Below are 19,062 nucleotides of genomic sequence, written 5' to 3'. Positions count from 1 at the left end.
GCTTGTTCACACCTTCCGCACCACCACCCGCCGCTCATGCGCCTGCATCCCCGCACCGCCCCCGCGACCTTCTCCGCGCGCCGCGCGCAATCGCGGCCCGGTCCACTCGCCCGCCAGATCGCGCACCCCGGCATCGCCGATCGCCGCGCCCGACAGCGCTCTGCCGCCCATCATGCCCCCACCCCCGCCGCCAGCCCGGCGAGCAGGAACAGCGCCAGCTGGTCGCTGCGCACCCCGAACCGGTCGTGCCAGTCGCCGCCCGCGTCCTGCCAGCGGTCGAAACAGAGGAAGGCATAGGGCGTGTGCCCCGGCGCGCCGCCGGCGCCGATCGGGTCGACCAGCCCCTCGTCGGCCATCACCGCCCACACCGCCTGCGCGCGCACCCCGAAATGCCGCCGTGCGGCATCGACGCCCTTCGCCGCGATCGCATCCTCCCACCGGAAAAAGCCCAGCTCGCTCACGATCCGCTGCGCCGCGCGCAGCTCGGCCTCGCTCGCGCCGCCCTGCCACCTCTTCTCGCGCGCATCCGACGTGTTGATCGCCCCCGTCGCGGCATAGACCGTCGACCAGCGAAAACCGCTCAGCCCCAGCGTCTGGGCGTTGTCGGCACCGGGGCGAAAGCGCCCCGCGCTGTCGAGCACCGCCGCCTTGTCGAGCAGGCCCGCGTTCGATACGCTGAATTTCAGGTCGGTCTGCCCGCCGTGCCCTGCCGGCATCGTCGCCGCGATCTGCGCGCGCACCCCCGCGCCGCTCACCGACGCGTCGGCGCAGCGAAAGTTGAGCGCGGCAAAGGGTGCATTCGCCGTCCACCCCGCCGTCCCCGCCTGCGTATCGGCGATCTCGACGACCACCGGCGCACTGCCGTCGACCGCCGAGCTGCCCTTGACCACCAGCCGCTGCGCCGGCGCCTCCTCGCCGACGCCCAGATTGCCCGCGCACACGAACCCGCCGCCGCTCCGCTGATGCACCAGCGCGCTCGCCGGCACATTCACCCATCCGCTGCCGCGCCGCACCGTCACGCTATCCGCCACCTCGACCGCGCTCGCCGCCGAATGGCCGGTCGAGACCGGCTGCTTGCCCGCGATCGCGTCGTCATGCGCGGCGATCGCCGCCTGCGCCGCCGCGATGGCGATGCCCTGCGCGGTCACCGTCGTGCCGAGCGCCGACAGCCCCGCCGCATTGGCAGCAACCCCGGCGGCCGCGCCCGCCAGCGCCGTATCGGCGGCGGAGAACCACCCCGCCCCCGCGGTCAGCGCGACGGTCTTGATCCCCGCCGCAAAGCCGACCGCCGCGCCGCCGTTCGACGAGGCCGCGACGATATCGCGCACCAGTCGCCCCTCGGCGTCGAGATGCCCGGTCCCGGTCTCCCACTCGCCAGCGTGCGTCACGCCGGCGACCGAATAATGAAAACTCGCCCCCTCGGGCACCACGGCCGCAAAGCCCCGATGCCCCGGCAAGGCACCATCCAGCGCCAGCGCGCCGCTCCCCGTCCCGGTGCACCGCTCGCGCACCAGGTCGGCAAAAAACAGGCTCGGCATGATCGGCCGTCCTTTCGTTTCATGATGATGAAGAATGGCCGCATCCAAGCGGCGTTTATGTAGTTTACAAACCCATGCCTTAGCCGGTGAGGGAACGAACGGCGGCAATCAGCCCCGCAACGAATGATCCGGCAACAAAGGCGGTAAGCAGCCAGTATTCCACGGCCTTACCGCGTTCTCTCCAATCTGGTTCGCGACTCATACCGAGACGGTGAACGCCCGATGTTTTTTAGGAAAGCGCTATTTTCGCCCGAAAATGGTAGCCAGAATGATCGCGGGGATATGCACGAACACGGTCATCAAGAACCAGCCGATTACCAAAAACGGCGCGTAGAGGATGAACGCAAACAGCCCCGATGGACTGTCCCAATCAATCTCCCGCTTCACGCTTTTTCTCGACCGGCTTGTGCTTCACCAACTTCCCGAGGCGCTCGTCGAAGCGCTTGGGGTCGTCGTCGGTGCCTAGCTCGCGCGCAGCTTCCTTGAACTTGTCGAGCTGATTATTCTGTTGGGATGCTGTCATCTACGGTCTCATCATCTATGTAATCGAACTCGGCGAACCTCTCTTCCTCAGAGGCGAAATCTATATCTGCGCCCGGAGCAAGGGCTAGCTTAAGGGACATTGCGTTTGCGTTAGTCGCGTTGCGACCCACCATGTAACAGTAGAGGGCAGTCGGCCAAACACTTATCGACCTCCCGTCAATTTCCTTTAGCTCCCGTATCGTCTTGGTAGTAAAGAACCCGGCCTCAATGGATGGGTGCCTCCTTATTAAATATTCTAAATTCGACAGATGCTTAAATGGCCTACCTTTGTATTGATCCGACCATTTTACTTCGCCAACCCATACGGGCTTATTTATGCCCATGTCTAAGCACACAACATCGACTTCCCCAGTCCGCCAGCGAGCGTAGCGCAGATTGCTTGCCCCGTGAGAATGTTGCCACTGAGAGAACACCGCCGACTCAGCAAGATGCCCGATGCGCTCCGTGTCCTCTGGCTTGACCGGGCTAAATAGCGCCGCGCGCATTGAGGGGTTGCTTAAGTAAATTTTGAAATTTCGCTCCCTCTGCATAGTTTTGCAGGAGTCATTTGTCGTCGACACCTTGATGATCAGAAAAGCGCTTTCAAGATACTCGATATATTTTTTGATTGTTGCTTTTGTTATCCCCGAACTTTGTGAAATTTTCTCATAGCTGGCTTCATTCCCCGAGTTATAAGCCAAGAACATGAAAAGCTTATTCATCTCTTGAATATCATCGATGCCGTATAGGCTTGGTAAATCCTTTAAAAGAACCTTCTCTATGATATCAATTCTGATGAACTGCTCTGGATTGTCCCTTATGTCTGCATTAAATACCGCTTCTGGGTATCCACCAAAATTTAGGTAATTAATAAAAAGATCATTCAGTTTCTCAATATTATCACATGTCGCTATACGATTTTCATCCATCTTGACCAAGCTTTGATGACCCAAGAAATCGACGAACTCGGAAAATGTCAAAGGTGGCAGCATGAAATCTGAAAAACGGCCCGCCCCTGACTCTCTGCTTTGTAGAGATAGGGCCGCTGCGGCCGATCCAGATGCGATGAACTTCACGTTCGGGTAGCTATCAACCAAATCCTTTAGATGGGTCTGCCAATCCTTCAGATATTGGACCTCATCAAACGCAACCAGACATTGCCCTCCGGTTTTTGCGGCTGGCAGAAGCTGTAAAAATGATTCGAGCGACAACGCAGAATACAATGGCGTGTCGATGCTCGCATATAGAACATTTTCTGGTGGCAATCCGTCTTCGATAGCAGTCTGGATCACCTGCTTAATCATCACCGTTTTCCCGACCCGCCTGGGTCCCAGCAAGATTGCGGCACGCCGAACGTTAAAGTTTAGCGCCAGACGTTTAAACGCGTCAAAATACACTCGCTTTGGGAGGTTCGCTTCCGAAAACCCAGCAGCGCCGGGCACGGTCCACCAAGGGTTGTCCCGCTGCAGCCGTTCGCTGACATCAGATATGGAAATGTTCTGCATAGGTTCGTTGTTGCATAATAAGAATTTTCCACAACCTTAATGTGCTTAATCCGATTAAGCGTCTGAATTATAGTGATAAAAACTTGCACTTTAGTAAGTTTAAACGCCCCCGCGTCGCTTAGGCGTGCGAGTCAATCCGCCGATAGGTGAGGCGTTTCCCGACGATCCCGCGGGCGGCTGCAACGGCGCGACCGCGGTCATCAATGCCGTTGGCCTGACGGGTGTTATAGCGGAACTCGAACTCGGCGAGATAGCGGTGCAAGTGCTGCTCGCCACAGTGCTGATAGACACCGCGCATGCCACGCTTGAAGATGGAGAACGCGCCTTCCACGGTGTTCGTGTGGATGGTGCGATCCTTGTAATCGACGTACTGGCGGGCGCCGTGGAGCGTCGTGCCATGCTCAGCGAACTCGCGGCCGATCTTCTTGTACATCTTCGCTTCGTCCGTCATCAAACGGGCTTCGCGGGCGATGTTGCCGAGGACGATCGGATGCACCTCGTCGGCGCGGAACTTGTCGAACGTGAACGAGCGCATGGTGCCGCTCTCGCGGTCAACCAGCGCCAACACACCGAACTTGTGGGCCGTGCCAGCCTTCGCGCCGCGACGGCCTTCCTTGACGCCGAAATAGGTCTCATCAACCTCGACGGCGCCGCCGCCCGAACCGAACGGGGTAGCCAGATCGCCCGAGCGCATGGCTTCGCGGATACGGTGGGCCAGGAACCAAGCGGTCTTGTATTGGACCTCAACGATACGGCCAAGATGGTGGGCCGAAATGCCCTTCTTGCTCGACGCGATCAGGTGCACCGCCTGTAGCATCTTGTGGAGCGGCATGCGGGCATGCTCGAACACGGTGCCGACCTTGACGGTGAACTGTTTGCGGCACTCGCCGCACTTCTTGAGGCCGTAGCGCACCGCGCCCTCGGGGCTTTTCAGGGTCGGCTTGCCGCGAACGCCCGACAGGTCATAGACGCGGCCACCGATGACACCACAGTGCGGGCACACAACTCCATCCGCCCAGACAATGCTCTCCAGATGCTCGAAAGCCTTAGCTTCGTCGTGGAAGTAGGGGGAAGAGAGAACCGACATGGTGATATGCTCCGTTGATGAGCATTCTCTAGCCTGTCAGCGTGGGTTTGTAAAGTACATAATCGCCATCTATGTGCCAGATCAGCGTTACGATGTCAAGACGTTTTACCTATTTGGTTATTATCTCAGTCAGCGGAACGTGTCGATCAGCTCGGTGTCCGACCGCCAGTGTCTGTTGTAATGGCGAAGCCGCTCCCAGAAGGCGGCCGCGGCGCCGATCGCGTAGATGAACGCCGCCCAGCCGAAATTGCCTGAATTATAGCCGTAGAGCCCCGTTCCGATCACCCAGGCGGTCAGCACCGTGGCGATCGCCCGCTTGTGCGGCTCGAGCGATTTGAACGCGAATGCGCTGACGATGATCGACAGCAGCAGCATCGCCAAAATGCCGCCGACCACGCCTCCGATCAATAGTGCCATATATTCCTCCCCGTGCCCCCTAACCGCCCGACAGGCCGACGCCGCGATTGTCTTCGACCTCCGGCACCGGCGCCTTCCTCGCCGGCTTGCGCTTCGCCGCCGGCTTGCCGCTCCGCTTTTTTTCGTCCTTCGTGGTCTTGTCCGCGCGCGCTTTGTCGTCCCTGTCGGTGCCCATCCCTGTTCCTTTTCGCGACGAACGGTGCCGCCGTCGCCCACGGACTTTGTGCAACGCCTCCGCCCTTACCGCCAGCGCAAAGCGATGAATCACCCCGCATCGTGAAAGATCACCCCCAGGACGCGCCTTTGCCCCGAGCGCACTTCGCTCACCCCGTGGCGCATCGTCACGCGGTAATCGCCGCGCGATCCGCGCACCGGCCGCGCATTGACCGCGAACAGCACCGCATCGCCCTTGGCCAGCGGCAGCACCGCCGCGCGCGACTGCATGCGCGGACGCTGCTCGGTCAGCACGAACTCGCCGCCCGTAAAATCCGTTCCCGGCGCCGACAGCAGCACCGCGGCCTGCAGCGGAAAGACATGCTCGCCATACAGGTCCTGGTGCAGGCAATTATAGTCGCCCGGCCCGTAATGCAGCAGCAGCGGCGTCGGCCGCCCCTGCCCCGCCGCATGGCAGCGCGCGAGGAATTCGGCATGCTCATCGGGGAAGCGCACCGCCATCCCCATCCGCTGGTGCCAGCGATTGGCAAGCGGCGCGAGCCGTGGATAAAGCCCGGTCCGCAGCACCGCGACCGGTTCCGGCAACGGATAGGCGAAATAGCGATACTCCCCGCGCCCGAAGCCGTGCCGCGCCATCACCACCCGGCTGCGAAACCCCGCCTCCGCATCGTAGCGCGCCGCGACCGCCTCGCATTCGCCCGCATCGAGCAGCCCCGGCAACACCGCCCAGCCCCCGGCATCGAGCGCCGCGGCGGCGGCGCCCCAGTCGAGCGCGGCGATGCGCGCTTCGAGGTCGGCGGAATCGGAGGGGGCGATGGTGTCGATGGCCTGGATCATGCGCTGATCCTGCCGCAGGGACGGCCGCTCCGCGCCCCGTTTCTTGCGCCCAAATCCCCGTGAGCAAGCCCACTTCCGAACGGGAGCGGACATGAGGATCCTCCCCGGAACGGGGAGGGGGACCACCCGAAGGGTGGTGGAGGGGCACAGGAGGTTCGCGCAGCGCTGGACCGCGAAGCCCCTCATTTCCGGCAACGTAACCGTAGTGCGCCGCCTTACCGGCTAGGCAACCCGCCTGTACCCCCTCCACCAGCTTCGCTGGTCCCCCTCCCCGTTCCGGGGAGGACCGGCGATGGCCGTTCCCACCCTTGACCGCGACAACCCCACCCCATTGACCGCCGCCCGCGAAAGTTCCAAACCGCTCGCCTCCAGCAAAAAGGGGCAAGGATTTCATGCACAAACTGGCATTCTTCGGCGCGAGCCTGCTCGCCTTCGCCGCGCCGCACGCCGCCGCGCAGGACGCGCCGCCCGCCCCCGCTCCGGCCGCTGCACCCGCGTCCGCTGCCGCGCCCACCTCAGCCTCGGCGGTCGGCAGCGCGCGCACCGCGCCCGAGCGCCGCTTCACCGGCGCCGACCTGTTCGACCTGTCGATCGCCGCCGATCCGCAAATCAGCCCCGACGGCCGCCACATCGCCTATGTCCGCCGCTCGAACGACATCATGACCGACCGCGCGGTCAGCGCGATCTGGCTGATCGACACCGCAACGGGCGAAGAAACCCCGCTCGCGGGCCGCAGCGGCGGCGCCTTTTCGCCGCGCTGGTCGCCCGATGGCAAGCGCCTTGCCTTCGCCTCGGCCGAGGGCGGCAGCGCGCAGCTCTGGGTCCACTGGCTCGCCGGCGGCGAGGCGGTGCGGCTGACCGGGTTGCCGACCAGCCCGTCGAGCCTCGCCTGGTCGCCCGACGGCAAGTCGATCGCCTATACCATGCTCGTCAAGGACGAGGGGCCGAAGTTCGGCAAGGCGCCCGCGAACAAGCCCGAGGGCGCCAAATGGGCCGAGCCGCTCGAGGTCCACGACCTGCTCGCCTGGCGCGGCGACGGCGAGGGCATCATCGAACCGGGCTTCGAGAAGATCTTCATCGTCCCCGCGACCGGTGGCTCGCCGCGCCAGCTGACCTTCGGCCCCTATCACGACGGCGGGCCGCTCAGCTGGTCGCGCGACGGCCGCACGCTCTATTTCGGCGCCAACCGCAAACCCGACTGGGAGAATGACCCGGTCGAGAGCGAGATCCACGCGCTCGACGTCGCCAGCGGGCGGGTGACCGCGCTCACCGAGCGCAACGGCCCCGACGCCAATCCGATCGTCGCGCCCGACGGCCGGCTGGTCGCGTATCTCGGCTTCGACGACAAGCTCCGCGCCTACGAGAACACCCAGCTCTACGTCATGAACCCCGATGGTTCAGGCCGCCGCAGCCTGACAGCCAACTGGGACTATGGCATCGACGCGATCGACTGGGCCGAGGGCGGCCGCGCGCTCTATGCGCAGTACGACGATCACGGGGAAACGAAAGTGGCGCGCATCGGCCTCGACGGCTCGATCCGCACCGTCGCGACCGGCCTCTCGGGCGGCGGGCTCGACCGCCCCTATACCGGCGGCAGCTTCACCGTCTCGAACGCCGGCGCGATCGCCTTCACCGGCGGCAGTGCGACGCGCCCCGCCGAGGTCCAGCTGGCGAACGGCGGCAAGACGCGCATGCTCACCGACCTTAATCGCTCCCTCCGCGAAGTGAAGGCGTTCGGCGAGGTCCGCAAGATCAGTGTCGGGTCCAGCCACGACGGCAAGCAGATCGAGGGCTGGCTCACCCTGCCGCCGGGCTATGTCGAGGGCACGAAAGTGCCGCTCATCCTCGAAATCCACGGCGGTCCCTTCGCCGCTTATGGCCCGCATTTCTCGACCGATAACCAGCTCTACGCCGCCGCGGGCTATGCCGTGCTCTCGGCCAACCCGCGCGGCTCGACCAGCTACGGCGCCGCCTTCGCGAACGAGATCGACAAGGCCTATCCGGGCAATGATTATGTCGACCTGATCAGCATCGTCGACCACGCAATCGCGCTCGGCATCGCCGACCCCGACGCGCTGTTCGTCACCGGCGGCTCGGGCGGCGGCGTGCTGACGAGCTGGATCGTCGGCAAGACCAACCGCTTCAAAGCCGCCGTCACCCAGAAACCCGTGATCAACTGGACGACGCAGGCGCTCACCGCCGACGGCCCCGCCTTCTTCGGCCGCTACTGGCTCGGCGCGATGCCGTGGGAAAAGCCCGAGCTGTTCTGGGCCCGCTCGCCGCTGTCGCTCGCCGGCCATGTCGAGACCCCGACGATGGTGATCGTGGGAGCGGAAGATTATCGCACCCCGGTCAGCGAGTCCGAGCAATATTATACCGCACTCCGCCTCCGCGGCGTGCCGACCGCGCTGATCAAGGTCCCCGGCGCCAGCCACGGCGGAATCGCCGCCCGCCCCTCGCAGAGCGCGGCGAAGGCCTCGGCGATCCTCGCCTGGTTCGAGAAGTACAAGAAAGGCTGGACGCGCCCCTCCGCCGACTAAGCGGCGGCGCCTAAAATCTGATCTCGACCGACGGCGCGCCTCGCTCGTGCGCGCCATGATAGACCGCCTCGATATTGTTGCCGTCGGGGTCGAGCAGGAAGGCGGCGTAATAGCCGGGATGATAGGGCCGCTCGCCCGGCGCGCCATGGTCGGTGCCGCCCGCGGCCAGCCCCGCCTTGTAAAAGGCATCGACCATCGCGCGGTCTGCCGCCTGAAACGCCAGATGGTGCCGCCCGGTCAGCTTGCCCGTCGCGGCCTCGCTGTCCTTCGACGAGACGAACAGTTCGTCGACCCAGAAATAATCCGCGGCCTCGCCGCCGATCGGCACGCCGAGCACGTCGAAGACCGTCCCGTAAAAGGCGCGGCTCGCCTTCAAATCGGTGACCACCAGCTGGATATGGTCGATCAGCCGGCCGCGATGCAGCAATTGCGTTTCCATCGATCTCGCTCCTCTTTTACGCCCGCCTGCCGCAGTTTCGAAAACCCGCACCCGCCGAAAATCGTTCCGCGCCGCCATCCGCTCTCTTGCCTTGCTTCAATATACAATATATTGCGCAATATATTGCATAGATCGAATCGGAGCTCCCCCATGAAGCGTTGGACCCTCTTGCTGACCGCCACCACCGCGTGGCTGGCGCCCCCCGCCGCCGCGAGCGAGGCGCCGCTCACCGCCGCCGACAGACGCGCCGTCGTCGAGCAGCTCGGGCAGGTGATCGAGGCCAATTATGTCTTTCCCGACAAGGCGAAGACCATCGCCGCGACGCTGCGCCGCCACCTCGACGCCGGCGACTATGACGCCGTGCCCGACCGCCGCGCGCTCGCGAGCGAACTCACCGACGACCTCATCGCCGCCAGCAACGACCTGCATTTTTCGGTCGGGGTCGATCCCGAATGGGTCGCGGGCTATGCCGCGAAACGCGACCCCGCCCGCGCCGCCGCGCTGCGCGAGGAGGAGCGGCGGGGCGAGGCGCGCAGCAATTTCGGCTTCGCGGGGCTGCGCTACCTCGACGGCAATATCGCCTATGTTGACCTGTCCTATTTCGCCGACCCCGAACTCGGTTACGACGCGGCGGCCGCCGCGATGCGCTTCGTCGAGAACGGCGATGCGGTGATCTACGACCTGCGCTACAACAATGGCGGCCATCTCGAAATGGCGCAGCTGCTCGCGAGCCAGCTCTTCCCCGGCGACAAGGACCAGGAGCTGTTCGATTACGACTACACCCTCGACGGTCGCCGCGTCGAACGCGGCCAATGGGTGCTCCCCGCGCTGCCCGCCAAGCGGCTGACCGGCAAGCCCGCCTATGTCCTCACCGGCTCGACCAGCTTCTCGGCCGCCGAATGGTTCGCCTATACGCTGCAGAAGCTCGGCCGCGCGACATTGATCGGCGAACGCACCGCAGGCGGCGCGCACCCGGTCGACCGCAAGCCCGTCGGCACCGCCTTCTTCCTCCAGGTCCCGATCGGCCAGATCCGCGACCCCGTCGACCGCGGCGATTTCGAGGGGCAGGGGGTGACCCCCGACCATGCAGTCGCCTCCGCCGACGCGCTCGCGGCCGCGCACCGCCTCGCGCTCGCCGACCTCGCCAAGGCCAACCCCGAAAAACAGGCCGACGCCGACTGGTTCGCCCCCATGCTCGCCCCGCGCACGTTGCTAACCGCCGCCGCGCTCAAGGCCATCGCCGGCCGCTACGAAGGCCGCCGCATCGATCTCGTCGAGGGCAAATTGCTTTACACTTGGCGCGAACGCCTGCGCCTGACGCTCGAACCGCTCGGCGGCGACCTGCTCGCCATCGAAGGCGTGCGCGACTTCCGCTTCCGCATCGCGCGCAAAGGCGGCAAGATCGTCGCACTCACCCGTATCAACCGCGACGGAACGACAATCGACTATGCCCGCCTCGACTGAACTCGACGATATAAGCTTCCTCGGCCGCCTCGCCGAGGCGCTGAGCACGCGCATCGAGGAGCAGACGCGCGACCTGTTCGCCGACGCAGGCATCGTGATCCCGGTCCGCTCCTGCTCGCTGCTCACCGCCCTGCGCCAGGCCGGCGAAGCCTCCGCCGCCGAGCTCGCGCGCACGCTCGGCCAGTCGCACCAGCTGGTGGTCCAGAAATGCCCCGCGCTGCTGCGCCTCGGGCTCATCACCCAGCACGCCGACCCCGTCGACGCGCGGCGCAAATTATTCCGCCTCACCGAAAAGGGCGCCGCGCAAATGGCGAAGCTGGATACCTATACGGCAGGCATTTCCAGCGTTTACGAACGCCTCTTCGAAGAGACCGGCAATACCCATGCCGTCGTGCTGAAAACGCTGCAGGCGCTCGAAGATCGCTCGCTCCGCGCGCGCGCCGCCGACTGACCCTACAACGCCCGAAACATCACCAGCGCATCGACGAACCCCAGCACGGGATGCGCGAACGCCCCCGGCAGCCGCCCGACGATTTCGAACCCCAGCGACTGCCACAGCCCCACGGCGCGTTCATTGCTCACCACGACGAAGTTGAACTGCATCGCCCGGAACCCGCGCGCCTTCGCCGCAGCGAAACTATGCAGCGCCATCGCCCGCGCCACCCCGCGCCCCGTCGCCGCAGCGCCGGTCATATAGCCGCAGTTCGCGACATGCGCACCGCCGCCGCCCTGGTTGGCGCGCAGATAATAGGTGCCGAGGACGACCCTGTCCTCCTCGGCGACGAACACCGCCTTGTCCGCCCCGAACCAATAAGCCAGCGCTTCCGCCTCGCCCATGCCGCGATCGAGCGTATAGGTCTCGCCCGCACCGATCACCGGCCCGATGATCGCCCAGATAGCGGCGCGATCGCCCGCGTCCGCTGGCCGGATGACCAGGCTCATACCGCCACCCCGCGCCGCATCAGAAACGAACCCGGCCCATAGGGCCCCTCGGCATCCGGCGCGGCATAGTCGAATCCCTGCGCCGCCCAATAGCTGTCGGCGCCGTTCACCGCGACCAGCCGGATCTCCCGGCACCCCGCCGCCCTCGCCTGCGCCAGCACAAGGGCCGTCGCCGCCGCACCCGCTCCCGTCCCGCGCGCCGCCGGCAGCAAAGCGATGTCATGGAAATAATAGATGTCGGCGGCCGCGGGCAGCGCGCCAATCAACGCCCCGATCTTCGGCACCGCGCCGTCGTGCCAGGGATGCGTGACCAGCAGCCCGGCGACCACACCATCGACCTCGAACACCCGGCAACCGTCGGGATAGAGCGCCAGCCGCTCGGCATAGACCGCAAGCGGCTCGGTAAAGACCCCGTGCACCGCATCCGAAATCGCAACGACCGAAGGCAGGTCGTCCGCGCGCATCGCGCGCCAGTCGCCGCTCATGCCGCGCCCGCAAAGGCAATCAGATTGCCGTCGGGATCGGCGACGATGAAGGTCTCGGCGCCCCACGCCTGGGTCCGCAGCGGCTGGTGAAAAGCCAACCCCGCGTCGCGATATGCCTCGAACAGCGGCCCCGCGGCATCGAGCGTCACCGTCGCCGACAATATGTCGCTCGCGCGCGACCCCAGCGCTGCGTCGAACACGGCCCCCTCGACCCGGCGCAGATTGAGCCGCGCCCCACCGCGCACGACCTGCGCGTAAAAGGGCGGCTCGCCATAGGAGAAGCCGATTTCGAAACCCAGAAGCTCGACATAGAAACGCAGCGCCCGGTCGATGTCGGCGACGAAGAGTTGCGGCTCGGCGGCCAGGAATTGCGTCATCGCCCTTCTCCCGGAAAAGGATCCTGCGATCCTAGTCCGATCCGACGAAGGGCGCCACCACCTCGGCCGTCACGCGCAGCGGCCGCCCGCTCGCCTTGTCGAGCAGCGCCCACACCGTCCGCGCCCGCACATGCACACGCCCGTCGGCACCGGTGAACTCCATATAGCGGTCGAACTTCGCGCCCTGCGGCTTGTCGGCGACCCAGGTCCGCGCAGTCACCGTCTCGCCGGGGCCGAGCGCGCGCAGATAATCGATCTCGTGCCGCACCACGACCCAGATATAGGCATCCTTATGCGCTGGCGGCGCCGCAGCGTCCCAATGCCCCGTCGCGACCTGCTGGATCCACTGGACCCAGACGGCATTGTTGACATGCCCGAGCTCGTCGATGCTCTCGGGCGTGGCGGTGAGGGAGAGGGTGAAGGATTTCATGAGTAGAGCATAGCAAGCCCCTCCCCTTTAGGGGAGGGGTTGGGGTGGGGGCTCGAAACCTTGCGCAAGGCCGATGGCCCCCACCCGCTGCGACTAGGGAACAAGTTCCCAAGTCTCGCTGCCCTCCCCTGAAGGATAGGGCGTAGAAGCTTAGGCCAGCTCGACCGTCGTCACCATATACCCCGCCTCGCGGAGCGCCGCGACAAGGCTGTCGAGATGCTCGCGGTCGCGCGCCTCGCACTCGATGTCGGTGATCAGGCCCTTCGCGGGCAGCGTCGTGAAAATCCGCTGGTGATAGATTTCGATGATGTTGACCTGCTTCTCGTCGAACAGCTTCATCACCTTGAACAACGCGCCCGGCCGGTCCTGCAGCCGGATGCGCAGCCGCGCGATGCGCCCCGAGCGCGCGAGGTCGCGCAGCAGCACATTCGCCAGCAGCCGTGTGTCGATATTGCCGCCGGTGAGCACCAGCCCGACCTTGCGCCCCTTGAACTCCTCGGGATGCGCGAGCATCGCCGCGAGCCCCGCGGCGCCCGCGCCCTCGACCACGGTCTTTTCGATCTGGAGGAGCAGGCTCACCGCGCGTTCGAGGTGGCGCTCGGCGACCAGCACGATATCGTCGTTGAGTTCGGCGACCAGCTTGCGCGTATACGACCCCGGCTCCTTCACCGCGATACCCTCGGCCAGCGTATCGCCCTCGCACGCCATGTCGACGCCGTTCAGTTCGGCATACATCGACGGATAAAGCTCGGCCTGCACGCCGACCAGGCGCATGTCGTTCTTGATCCCGCGCGCCGCGGTGCCCATGCCCGCGAGCAGCCCGCCGCCGCCGATCGGCACGATCAGCGTATCGAGTTCGGGCACATCCTCGAGCATTTCGAGCGCCACCGTCCCCTGCCCCGCTGCGACATGCGGATGGTCGAAGGGATGGACGAAGGTCAGCCCGCGTTCCTTTTCGAGCACGCGCGCATGCGCATAGGCATCATCGAAGGTCTCGCCATGCAGGACGATCGTCGCGCCATGGCTGGCGGTCTGCGACACCTTCACCTGCGGCGTCGTCTTCGGCATCACGATGGTGACGGGCACGCCGAGGCGCTTGCCGTGATAGGCGAGCCCCTGCGCATGATTGCCCGCCGACGCCGCGATCGCGCCGCGCGCCTTCGCCGCATCGTCGAGCAGCAGCAGCGCGTTGAGCGCGCCGCGCTCCTTATACGCCGCGGTGAACTGCAGATTCTCGAACTTCAGCCACACCTCGGCGCCGACCAGCTCGGACAGCGTCTGCGAATGGAGCGTCGGCGTGCGCACGACCGCGCCATTAATTCGCCCCGCCGCCGCGCGCACATCGTCCAATGTGATCGCCGGAAGATCGGCGGCGGAGGTCAGGGTGAGTTGATCGGTCATAACGCGGCTGGCCCTAGCCTATCTGGCGCGCCGCGCAAACCGCCGTTATGACCCCTCGCCATGAGGACAGAAAAATTGCGGATCAGCTTCATCGGCACCGGCGTCATGGGCGGGCCGATGGCGGGCCATCTGGCGAAAGCCGGCCACGCCCTCACCGTCTATAACCGCACCCGCGCCAAGGCCGACGCCTGGGTCGCGCTCTACGGCGGCGCCGCGGCGGCAACCCCCGCCGAGGCGGCCGAAGGCGCCGACGTCGTGATCACCTGCGTCGGCAATGACGACGATCTCGCGCAGGTCACGCTCGGCCGCGACGGCGCCTTTCGCGCGATGCGCCGCGGCGCGCTGTTCATCGACCACACCACCGTCTCGGCCCGCATCGCCCGCCAGCTGTCGGTCGAGGCCGAGGAACCGGGCCTGCTCGTCGTCGACGCCCCCGTCTCGGGCGGCGAGGCCGGCGCGCAGAACGGCACGCTGTCGATCATGTGCGGCGGCAGGAAAGCCGCGTTCGAGGCCGCGGCCCCGATCATGCAGGCCTATGCCGCGCGCATGGTCCATATCGGCGGCCCTGGCGCGGGGCAGACGACCAAGATGGTCAACCAGATCGCGATCGCCGGGGTGATCCAGGGCCTGTCCGAAGCGCTGCGGTTCGCGCAGGCCTCGCGGCTCGACACCGACAAGGTGTTCGAGGCGGTGTCGGGCGGCGCCGCGGCGAGCTGGCAGATGCTCAACCGCTGGAACACCATGGCCAAGGACGAGTTCGACTTCGGCTTCGCGGTCGACTGGATGCGCAAGGATCTGGGGCTGGCACTCGAGGAAGCGCGCTCGAACGGCGCGACGCTCCCGGTCGCGGCGATCGTCGACCAATTCTATGCCGATGTGCAGAAACTCGGGGGCGGCCGCCGCGACACCAGCTCGCTGGTGACGAGGCTGCCGAAGTGAAGCAAAAACAGAATCACACCCTCCCTTTCAGGGGAGGGCAGCGAGACTTGGGAACTTGTTCCCTAGTCGCAGCGGGTGGGGGCCATCGGCCTTGCGCAAGGCCGATGGCCCCCACCCCAACCCCTCCCCTGAAGGGGAGGGGCCTTATGTCCGCCACGCTGGCATCACTGGCGCTGGCCTTCGCCGCCCCCGCGCACGCCGACACGCTCGTCGACAATGTCAACGGCATCACGCTCGACGAGGACGGCAAGCTCGTCCGCTTCACCGGACTCGTCATCGACCCCCAAGGCAAAGTCAAGCAGCTGCTGGGTCGCAAGGACAAGCGCCCCGAGCGCCCCGATTTCAAGGAAGACGGCAAGGGCCGCACGCTGATCCCCGGGCTGATCGACGCGCACGGCCATGTCATGGGGCTCGGCTTTTCGCTGATGCTGCTCGACCTCAGCGAGACGAAATCGCTCGAGGAGGCACAGGCCGCGATCCGCCGCTATGCCGCCGAAAATCCCGAGATGCCGTGGATCATCGGGCGCGGCTGGAATCAGGAGAAATGGGGCCTCGGCCGCTTCCCCACCAGTGCCGACCTCGACGCGGTCGTCCCCGATCGCGCGGTGTGGCTCGAACGCGTCGACGGCCACGCCGGCTGGGCGAACACCGCCGCGATGACGGCCGCCAAAGTCACCGCAACGAGCAAATCGCCCGAGGGCGGGCGCATCGAAATGGCCGCCGGCAAGCCCTCGGGCGTCTTCGTCGACGCCGCGATGAGCCTGATCGACGGCGCCAAGCCCAAGCCGCTCGCGCGCGACCTCGACCGCGCCTTCCTGCTCGCCCAGCAGAAGCTGATCGAACAGGGCATCACCACCATCGCCGACATGGGCACGACGATCGCCGAATGGCAGGCCTATCGCCGCGCCGGCGACAAGAAACAGCTCGCGATGCGGATCCTGAGCTACGGCGGCGACATCGACAATATGGCGCTGATCGCGGGCTCCGAACCGACGCCCTGGCTCTACGACGACCGCCTGCGCATGGTCGGGGTGAAGCTCTATCTCGACGGCGCCTTGGGCTCGCGCGGCGCCTGGCTGAAGGCGCCCTATAGCGATGCGCCGGGCCAGAAGGGCCTCCCCCTGCTCACCCCCGCGCAGCTCCGCAACAAGATGGTGCGCGCGTCGATGGACAAATTCCAGGTCGCGATCCACGCGATCGGCGACGCCGCCAATGCCGAAGCGCTGTCGGCGATCGAAGATCTCGGCCGCGACCTGCCCGGCGAGCGCCGCTGGCGCATCGAGCATGCGCAGGTGATCGATCCCGCCGACATCGCCCGCTTCGGCCAGCTCAAGGTCATCGCCTCGATGCAGCCCGTCCACCAGACCAGCGACCGCCTGATGGCCGAGGCGCGTCTCGGCCCCGACCGGCTGAAGGGCGCCTATGCCTGGCGCAGCCTGTCGGCGGCCGGCGCGCGCCTGGCCTTCGGCTCCGACGTGCCGGTCGAAAGCGCCAACCCTTTCGCCGGCATCGCCGCCGCCATCTCGCGCACCGACGCGAGCGGCCAGCCCTTCGGCGGCTGGCGCCCCGAGGAAACGGTGAACCGCGAGACCGCGCTCGACGGCTTCACCCGCACCGCCGCCTTCGCCGGTTTCGCCGAGGATCGCGTCGGCACATTGATGCCCGGCATGCGCGCCGACTTCCTGATCGTCGAAAACGACCCCATGCTCGCCGGCCCCGACGAAATTCGCCGGATGGTGCCGCTTGAAACCTGGATCGGGGGTTATCGGTATTACAAGCGGAAGGAATGACTTTATGTCCGCCATTCGCCTGATCCCGCGCCGTGTCGCCAAGCCCTGGGGCCGCACCGACATCGGTCCCCTTTTCGACGCGGGCGGCGAGCGGATCGGCGAAATCTGGTTCGAACTGCCCGCGGGCGCCCCCGAGCCCGCATTGCTCGTCAAATATCTCTTCACCTCCGAAGCGCTGTCGGTGCAGGTCCACCCCGACGACGCGCAGGCCCGCGCCGTCGGCGCGCGGCAGGGCAAGGAGGAAGCCTGGGTGATCCTCGATGCCGAGGATGACGCAGTGATCGGCCTCGGCCTCGAGCAGCGCGTGTCGCCCGACCAGCTCCGCGCCGCCGCGCTCGACGGCAGCATCGAAGACCTCATCGACTGGAAACCGATCGCCCCCGGCGATCATTTCCACGTCACCCCCGGCACGATCCACGCGATCGGCGGCGGCCTGTCGCTGATCGAGGTCCAGCAATATGCCGACATCACCTATCGCCTCTACGATTATGGCCGCCCGCGCGAACTTCACTTGGACGAAGCGATGGCCTGCGCCGAGGCCGGCCCCTATCTGACCGCTAACCTGCGCACGCCGATCGCGGTCGGCATCGATCGCTTGGTGGACGGCCCCAAATTCGCGCTGGTCGACGCGCATAGCGAAGACTTCGCCGCGCTCCCCGATCTCGGCGCCCATGGCCCCGTCTGGTTCATCCCCGTCGACGGCCAAGGCTGGATCGACGGCCAGGCCTGGCAGCCCGGCGAATGCTGGCTCCTGGGCGACGCGGCCGGCCTCGCCGCGCTCGGCGGCAGCGGCCGCGCGCTGATCGCCTGGGCCACGGCATGACGACCCGCCGCGCGCTGATCACCGGTCTCGCCGCCCTTCCCGTCGCTGCGGCGGCCGCGGCAGCCGAGCGCAAGGAGCGCAAATCGAAGAAGCGCAAAGCGGCCAAGCCGACCGTCCAGCATGTCGACGTCGCGGTGATCGGCGCGGGCGTCTTCGGCGCCTGGACCGCCTGGCACCTGCTGCGCGCGGGCAAGTCGGTGCGCCTCTTCGACGCCTATGGCGCCGGGCATGTCCGCTCCTCCTCGGGCGGCGAAAGCCGCGTCATCCGCATGGGCTATGGCGCCGACACCATCTATTCGGAGATGGCACGCGAATCGCTGGGGCTCTGGAAGGACCTCTCCGACACCGCCAGCGCCCCGATCTTCCACAACACCGGCGTCCTCTGGTTCGCGCCGCAGGGCGATGCCTATACCCAGCAGTCGCTCGCCTGGCTGCAGGCGAACCGCGTCGGCCACGAACATGGCGACGTCAGCTGGCTGCAGAACAAGTACCGCCAGATCCAGTTCTACCGGGGCGAAACCGGCATCCTCGAAACCGAAACCGGCGCGCTGATCGCGGGCCGCGGGGTGCAGGAGGTGATCGCCGACGCGCAGATCAAGGTCGAACCCGTGGTCATGCCCGCGCCTTTGCTATCGAAGAAAATCCAGCGCCACACGCTGCCCGACGGCGGCACCGCCGACCATCTCGTCTATGCCTGCGGGCCCTGGCTCGCCGAACTCTTCCCGCAGCAGCTGATGAACAAGATCGTCGCGACGCGGCAGGAGGTTTATCATTTCGGCGCGGCGCAGGGCGACACCCGCTTCGCGCCGCCCAGCCTGCCGGTGTGGGCCGATTTCAACAACGGCCGCATCGTCTATGGCATCCCCGACCTCGAAGGCGCGGGGTTCAAGATCGCGATCGACGTCCATGGCCCCGTGGTCGACCCCGACACGCAGGACCGCGCGCTATCGCCGGCGGGCATCGCCGAGGCCCGCGCCTATGTCGCGCGCCGCTTCCCCGGCCTCGCGACCGCGCCGCTGATCGGCGGCCGCGTCTGCCAATATGAGAATAGCTCGAACGGCGACTATCTGATCGACCGCTTCCCCGGCCAGCCGCATGTCTGGCTCGTCGGCGGCGGATCGGGCCACGGCTTCAAGAACGGCCCCGCGGTCGGCAAGCGCGTCACCGCGCATATCCTCGACGAAAATCTGCCGATCGAGCCGCGCTTCAGCTTCGCGACCAAGGGCACGGTCGCGGGCCGGACGGTCTTCTAGAAAAAGATCCTCCCCATCGCGCAGCGTTGGGGAGGGGGACCGCCGCGAAGCGGTGGTGGAGGGTCAGCAACGTTAGCGCCATGACCCTCCGTCAGCCCT

At 66.2% G+C, this 19,062-nt stretch carries 21 protein-coding genes; 7 read left to right on the top strand and 14 right to left on the bottom strand.

Features of this window, described 5'->3' with window-relative positions; genetic code table 11:
- Positions 1-6: 6 nt before the first annotated feature.
- The 8 genes from AC1RNQ_RS15950 to AC1RNQ_RS15915 all read right to left on the bottom strand — a co-directional run bounded on the left by AC1RNQ_RS15950 (position 7) and on the right by AC1RNQ_RS15915 (position 6,080).
- Positions 7-174 carry a hypothetical protein gene (locus AC1RNQ_RS15950; protein WP_493172554.1) on the bottom strand — a complete coding sequence of 56 codons (168 nt, stop codon included), beginning with the start codon at positions 172-174 and terminating at the stop codon, positions 7-9.
- Positions 171-1,538, bottom strand: a complete 1,368-nt coding sequence (locus tag AC1RNQ_RS15945; RefSeq protein ID WP_493172552.1) for a tail fiber domain-containing protein — start codon at positions 1,536-1,538, stop codon at positions 171-173. Before AC1RNQ_RS15945 ends, AC1RNQ_RS15950 begins: the two co-directional genes overlap by 4 nt.
- Before the next feature lie 370 nt (positions 1,539-1,908).
- Positions 1,909-2,061: a hypothetical protein gene (locus AC1RNQ_RS15940; RefSeq protein WP_493172551.1), complete on the bottom strand. Its 153-nt coding sequence runs from the start codon at positions 2,059-2,061 to the stop codon at positions 1,909-1,911.
- Positions 2,039-3,565: an ATP-binding protein gene (locus AC1RNQ_RS15935; protein WP_493172549.1), complete on the bottom strand. Its 1,527-nt coding sequence runs from the start codon at positions 3,563-3,565 to the stop codon at positions 2,039-2,041. The genes AC1RNQ_RS15940 and AC1RNQ_RS15935 overlap by 23 nt, the downstream gene beginning before the upstream one ends.
- A gap of 118 nt (positions 3,566-3,683) precedes the next feature.
- Complete coding sequence (locus AC1RNQ_RS15930; protein WP_493172547.1) at positions 3,684-4,652, bottom strand: IS1595 family transposase; 969 nt, start codon at positions 4,650-4,652, stop codon at positions 3,684-3,686.
- A gap of 129 nt (positions 4,653-4,781) precedes the next feature.
- Positions 4,782-5,069 (bottom strand): hypothetical protein, encoded by a 288-nt coding sequence (locus AC1RNQ_RS15925; protein WP_493172545.1) that lies wholly within the window; start codon positions 5,067-5,069, stop codon positions 4,782-4,784.
- A gap of 19 nt (positions 5,070-5,088) precedes the next feature.
- Positions 5,089-5,244: a hypothetical protein gene (locus tag AC1RNQ_RS15920; RefSeq protein ID WP_493172543.1), complete on the bottom strand. Its 156-nt coding sequence runs from the start codon at positions 5,242-5,244 to the stop codon at positions 5,089-5,091.
- An 89-nt stretch (positions 5,245-5,333) separates the two neighbouring features.
- The gene (locus AC1RNQ_RS15915; RefSeq protein ID WP_493172542.1) at positions 5,334-6,080 is read right to left on the bottom strand and encodes a 2OG-Fe(II) oxygenase; all 747 of its coding nucleotides are present in this window, start codon (positions 6,078-6,080) and stop codon (positions 5,334-5,336) included.
- Positions 6,081-6,472: 392 nt separating this feature from the next.
- Between AC1RNQ_RS15915 and AC1RNQ_RS15910 the strand changes: the two genes are divergently transcribed.
- Positions 6,473-8,620, top strand: a complete 2,148-nt coding sequence (locus AC1RNQ_RS15910) for a S9 family peptidase (RefSeq protein ID WP_493172540.1) — start codon at positions 6,473-6,475, stop codon at positions 8,618-8,620.
- A 10-nt stretch (positions 8,621-8,630) separates the two neighbouring features.
- Here the strand turns inward: AC1RNQ_RS15910 and AC1RNQ_RS15905 are convergent, their stop codons facing one another.
- Positions 8,631-9,059 (bottom strand): VOC family protein, encoded by a 429-nt coding sequence (locus tag AC1RNQ_RS15905; protein ID WP_493172538.1) that lies wholly within the window; start codon positions 9,057-9,059, stop codon positions 8,631-8,633.
- A 150-nt stretch (positions 9,060-9,209) separates the two neighbouring features.
- Here AC1RNQ_RS15905 and AC1RNQ_RS15900 point away from each other — a divergent pair, with 150 nt between their 5' ends.
- On the top strand, positions 9,210-10,523 hold the full coding sequence (locus AC1RNQ_RS15900) for a S41 family peptidase (protein ID WP_493172536.1): 1,314 nt from the start codon (positions 9,210-9,212) through the stop codon (positions 10,521-10,523).
- Positions 10,507-10,974: a MarR family winged helix-turn-helix transcriptional regulator gene (locus tag AC1RNQ_RS15895; RefSeq protein WP_493172534.1), complete on the top strand. Its 468-nt coding sequence runs from the start codon at positions 10,507-10,509 to the stop codon at positions 10,972-10,974. The genes AC1RNQ_RS15900 and AC1RNQ_RS15895 overlap by 17 nt, the downstream gene beginning before the upstream one ends.
- Before the next feature lie 2 nt (positions 10,975-10,976).
- Here the strand turns inward: AC1RNQ_RS15895 and AC1RNQ_RS15890 are convergent, their stop codons facing one another.
- The 5 genes from AC1RNQ_RS15890 to AC1RNQ_RS15870 form a co-directional block, all read right to left on the bottom strand.
- Positions 10,977-11,465, bottom strand: coding sequence for a GNAT family N-acetyltransferase (locus AC1RNQ_RS15890; protein WP_493172532.1), 489 nt, complete (start codon positions 11,463-11,465; stop codon positions 10,977-10,979).
- Positions 11,462-11,950, bottom strand: coding sequence for a GNAT family N-acetyltransferase (locus tag AC1RNQ_RS15885; RefSeq protein WP_493172531.1), 489 nt, complete (start codon positions 11,948-11,950; stop codon positions 11,462-11,464). Before AC1RNQ_RS15885 ends, AC1RNQ_RS15890 begins: the two co-directional genes overlap by 4 nt.
- Positions 11,947-12,327: a glyoxalase superfamily protein gene (locus AC1RNQ_RS15880; RefSeq protein WP_493172530.1), complete on the bottom strand. Its 381-nt coding sequence runs from the start codon at positions 12,325-12,327 to the stop codon at positions 11,947-11,949. Before AC1RNQ_RS15880 ends, AC1RNQ_RS15885 begins: the two co-directional genes overlap by 4 nt.
- 31 nt (positions 12,328-12,358) lie before the next feature.
- Entirely contained in the window at positions 12,359-12,757 is a 399-nt protein-coding gene (locus tag AC1RNQ_RS15875) for an acyl-CoA thioesterase (RefSeq protein ID WP_493172529.1), read from the bottom strand.
- A 150-nt stretch (positions 12,758-12,907) separates the two neighbouring features.
- Positions 12,908-14,158, bottom strand: a complete 1,251-nt coding sequence (locus tag AC1RNQ_RS15870; protein WP_493172527.1) for a threonine ammonia-lyase — start codon at positions 14,156-14,158, stop codon at positions 12,908-12,910.
- 60 nt (positions 14,159-14,218) lie between these two features.
- On the opposite strand from AC1RNQ_RS15870, the gene AC1RNQ_RS15865 reads away from it, so the two are divergent.
- The 4 genes from AC1RNQ_RS15865 to AC1RNQ_RS15850 all read left to right on the top strand — a co-directional run bounded on the left by AC1RNQ_RS15865 (position 14,219) and on the right by AC1RNQ_RS15850 (position 18,963).
- Complete coding sequence (locus AC1RNQ_RS15865) at positions 14,219-15,097, top strand: NAD(P)-dependent oxidoreductase (RefSeq protein ID WP_493172525.1); 879 nt, start codon at positions 14,219-14,221, stop codon at positions 15,095-15,097.
- A gap of 146 nt (positions 15,098-15,243) precedes the next feature.
- Positions 15,244-16,887, top strand: a complete 1,644-nt coding sequence (locus tag AC1RNQ_RS15860; protein ID WP_493172523.1) for an amidohydrolase — start codon at positions 15,244-15,246, stop codon at positions 16,885-16,887.
- Between the two features lie 4 nt (positions 16,888-16,891).
- The gene (locus AC1RNQ_RS15855; RefSeq protein WP_493172520.1) at positions 16,892-17,710 is read left to right on the top strand and encodes a class I mannose-6-phosphate isomerase; all 819 of its coding nucleotides are present in this window, start codon (positions 16,892-16,894) and stop codon (positions 17,708-17,710) included.
- Positions 17,707-18,963 (top strand): FAD-dependent oxidoreductase, encoded by a 1,257-nt coding sequence (locus AC1RNQ_RS15850; RefSeq protein WP_493172519.1) that lies wholly within the window; start codon positions 17,707-17,709, stop codon positions 18,961-18,963. The genes AC1RNQ_RS15855 and AC1RNQ_RS15850 overlap by 4 nt, the downstream gene beginning before the upstream one ends.
- The last annotated feature ends 99 nt before the right edge of the window (positions 18,964-19,062 follow it).

Source organism: Sphingopyxis sp. GW821-FHT12F08 (assembly GCF_058806755.1).
This window is presented reverse-complemented; position numbering and strand designations above follow the sequence as displayed.

Coding starts and splice junctions, on each gene's coding strand:
- AC1RNQ_RS15950 (WP_493172554.1), bottom strand. CDS start 174: ATGATGGGCGGCAGAGCGCTGTCGGGCGCGGCGATCGGCGATGCCGGG.
- AC1RNQ_RS15945 (WP_493172552.1), bottom strand. CDS start 1,538: ATGCCGAGCCTGTTTTTTGCCGACCTGGTGCGCGAGCGGTGCACCGGG.
- AC1RNQ_RS15940 (WP_493172551.1), bottom strand. CDS start 2,061: ATGACAGCATCCCAACAGAATAATCAGCTCGACAAGTTCAAGGAAGCT.
- AC1RNQ_RS15935 (WP_493172549.1), bottom strand. CDS start 3,565: ATGCAGAACATTTCCATATCTGATGTCAGCGAACGGCTGCAGCGGGAC.
- AC1RNQ_RS15930 (WP_493172547.1), bottom strand. CDS start 4,652: ATGTCGGTTCTCTCTTCCCCCTACTTCCACGACGAAGCTAAGGCTTTC.
- AC1RNQ_RS15925 (WP_493172545.1), bottom strand. CDS start 5,069: ATGGCACTATTGATCGGAGGCGTGGTCGGCGGCATTTTGGCGATGCTG.
- AC1RNQ_RS15920 (WP_493172543.1), bottom strand. CDS start 5,244: ATGGGCACCGACAGGGACGACAAAGCGCGCGCGGACAAGACCACGAAG.
- AC1RNQ_RS15915 (WP_493172542.1), bottom strand. CDS start 6,080: ATGATCCAGGCCATCGACACCATCGCCCCCTCCGATTCCGCCGACCTC.
- AC1RNQ_RS15910 (WP_493172540.1), top strand. CDS start 6,473: ATGCACAAACTGGCATTCTTCGGCGCGAGCCTGCTCGCCTTCGCCGCG.
- AC1RNQ_RS15905 (WP_493172538.1), bottom strand. CDS start 9,059: ATGGAAACGCAATTGCTGCATCGCGGCCGGCTGATCGACCATATCCAG.
- AC1RNQ_RS15900 (WP_493172536.1), top strand. CDS start 9,210: ATGAAGCGTTGGACCCTCTTGCTGACCGCCACCACCGCGTGGCTGGCG.
- AC1RNQ_RS15895 (WP_493172534.1), top strand. CDS start 10,507: ATGCCCGCCTCGACTGAACTCGACGATATAAGCTTCCTCGGCCGCCTC.
- AC1RNQ_RS15890 (WP_493172532.1), bottom strand. CDS start 11,465: ATGAGCCTGGTCATCCGGCCAGCGGACGCGGGCGATCGCGCCGCTATC.
- AC1RNQ_RS15885 (WP_493172531.1), bottom strand. CDS start 11,950: ATGAGCGGCGACTGGCGCGCGATGCGCGCGGACGACCTGCCTTCGGTC.
- AC1RNQ_RS15880 (WP_493172530.1), bottom strand. CDS start 12,327: ATGACGCAATTCCTGGCCGCCGAGCCGCAACTCTTCGTCGCCGACATC.
- AC1RNQ_RS15875 (WP_493172529.1), bottom strand. CDS start 12,757: ATGAAATCCTTCACCCTCTCCCTCACCGCCACGCCCGAGAGCATCGAC.
- AC1RNQ_RS15870 (WP_493172527.1), bottom strand. CDS start 14,158: ATGACCGATCAACTCACCCTGACCTCCGCCGCCGATCTTCCGGCGATC.
- AC1RNQ_RS15865 (WP_493172525.1), top strand. CDS start 14,219: ATGAGGACAGAAAAATTGCGGATCAGCTTCATCGGCACCGGCGTCATG.
- AC1RNQ_RS15860 (WP_493172523.1), top strand. CDS start 15,244: ATGTCCGCCACGCTGGCATCACTGGCGCTGGCCTTCGCCGCCCCCGCG.
- AC1RNQ_RS15855 (WP_493172520.1), top strand. CDS start 16,892: ATGTCCGCCATTCGCCTGATCCCGCGCCGTGTCGCCAAGCCCTGGGGC.
- AC1RNQ_RS15850 (WP_493172519.1), top strand. CDS start 17,707: ATGACGACCCGCCGCGCGCTGATCACCGGTCTCGCCGCCCTTCCCGTC.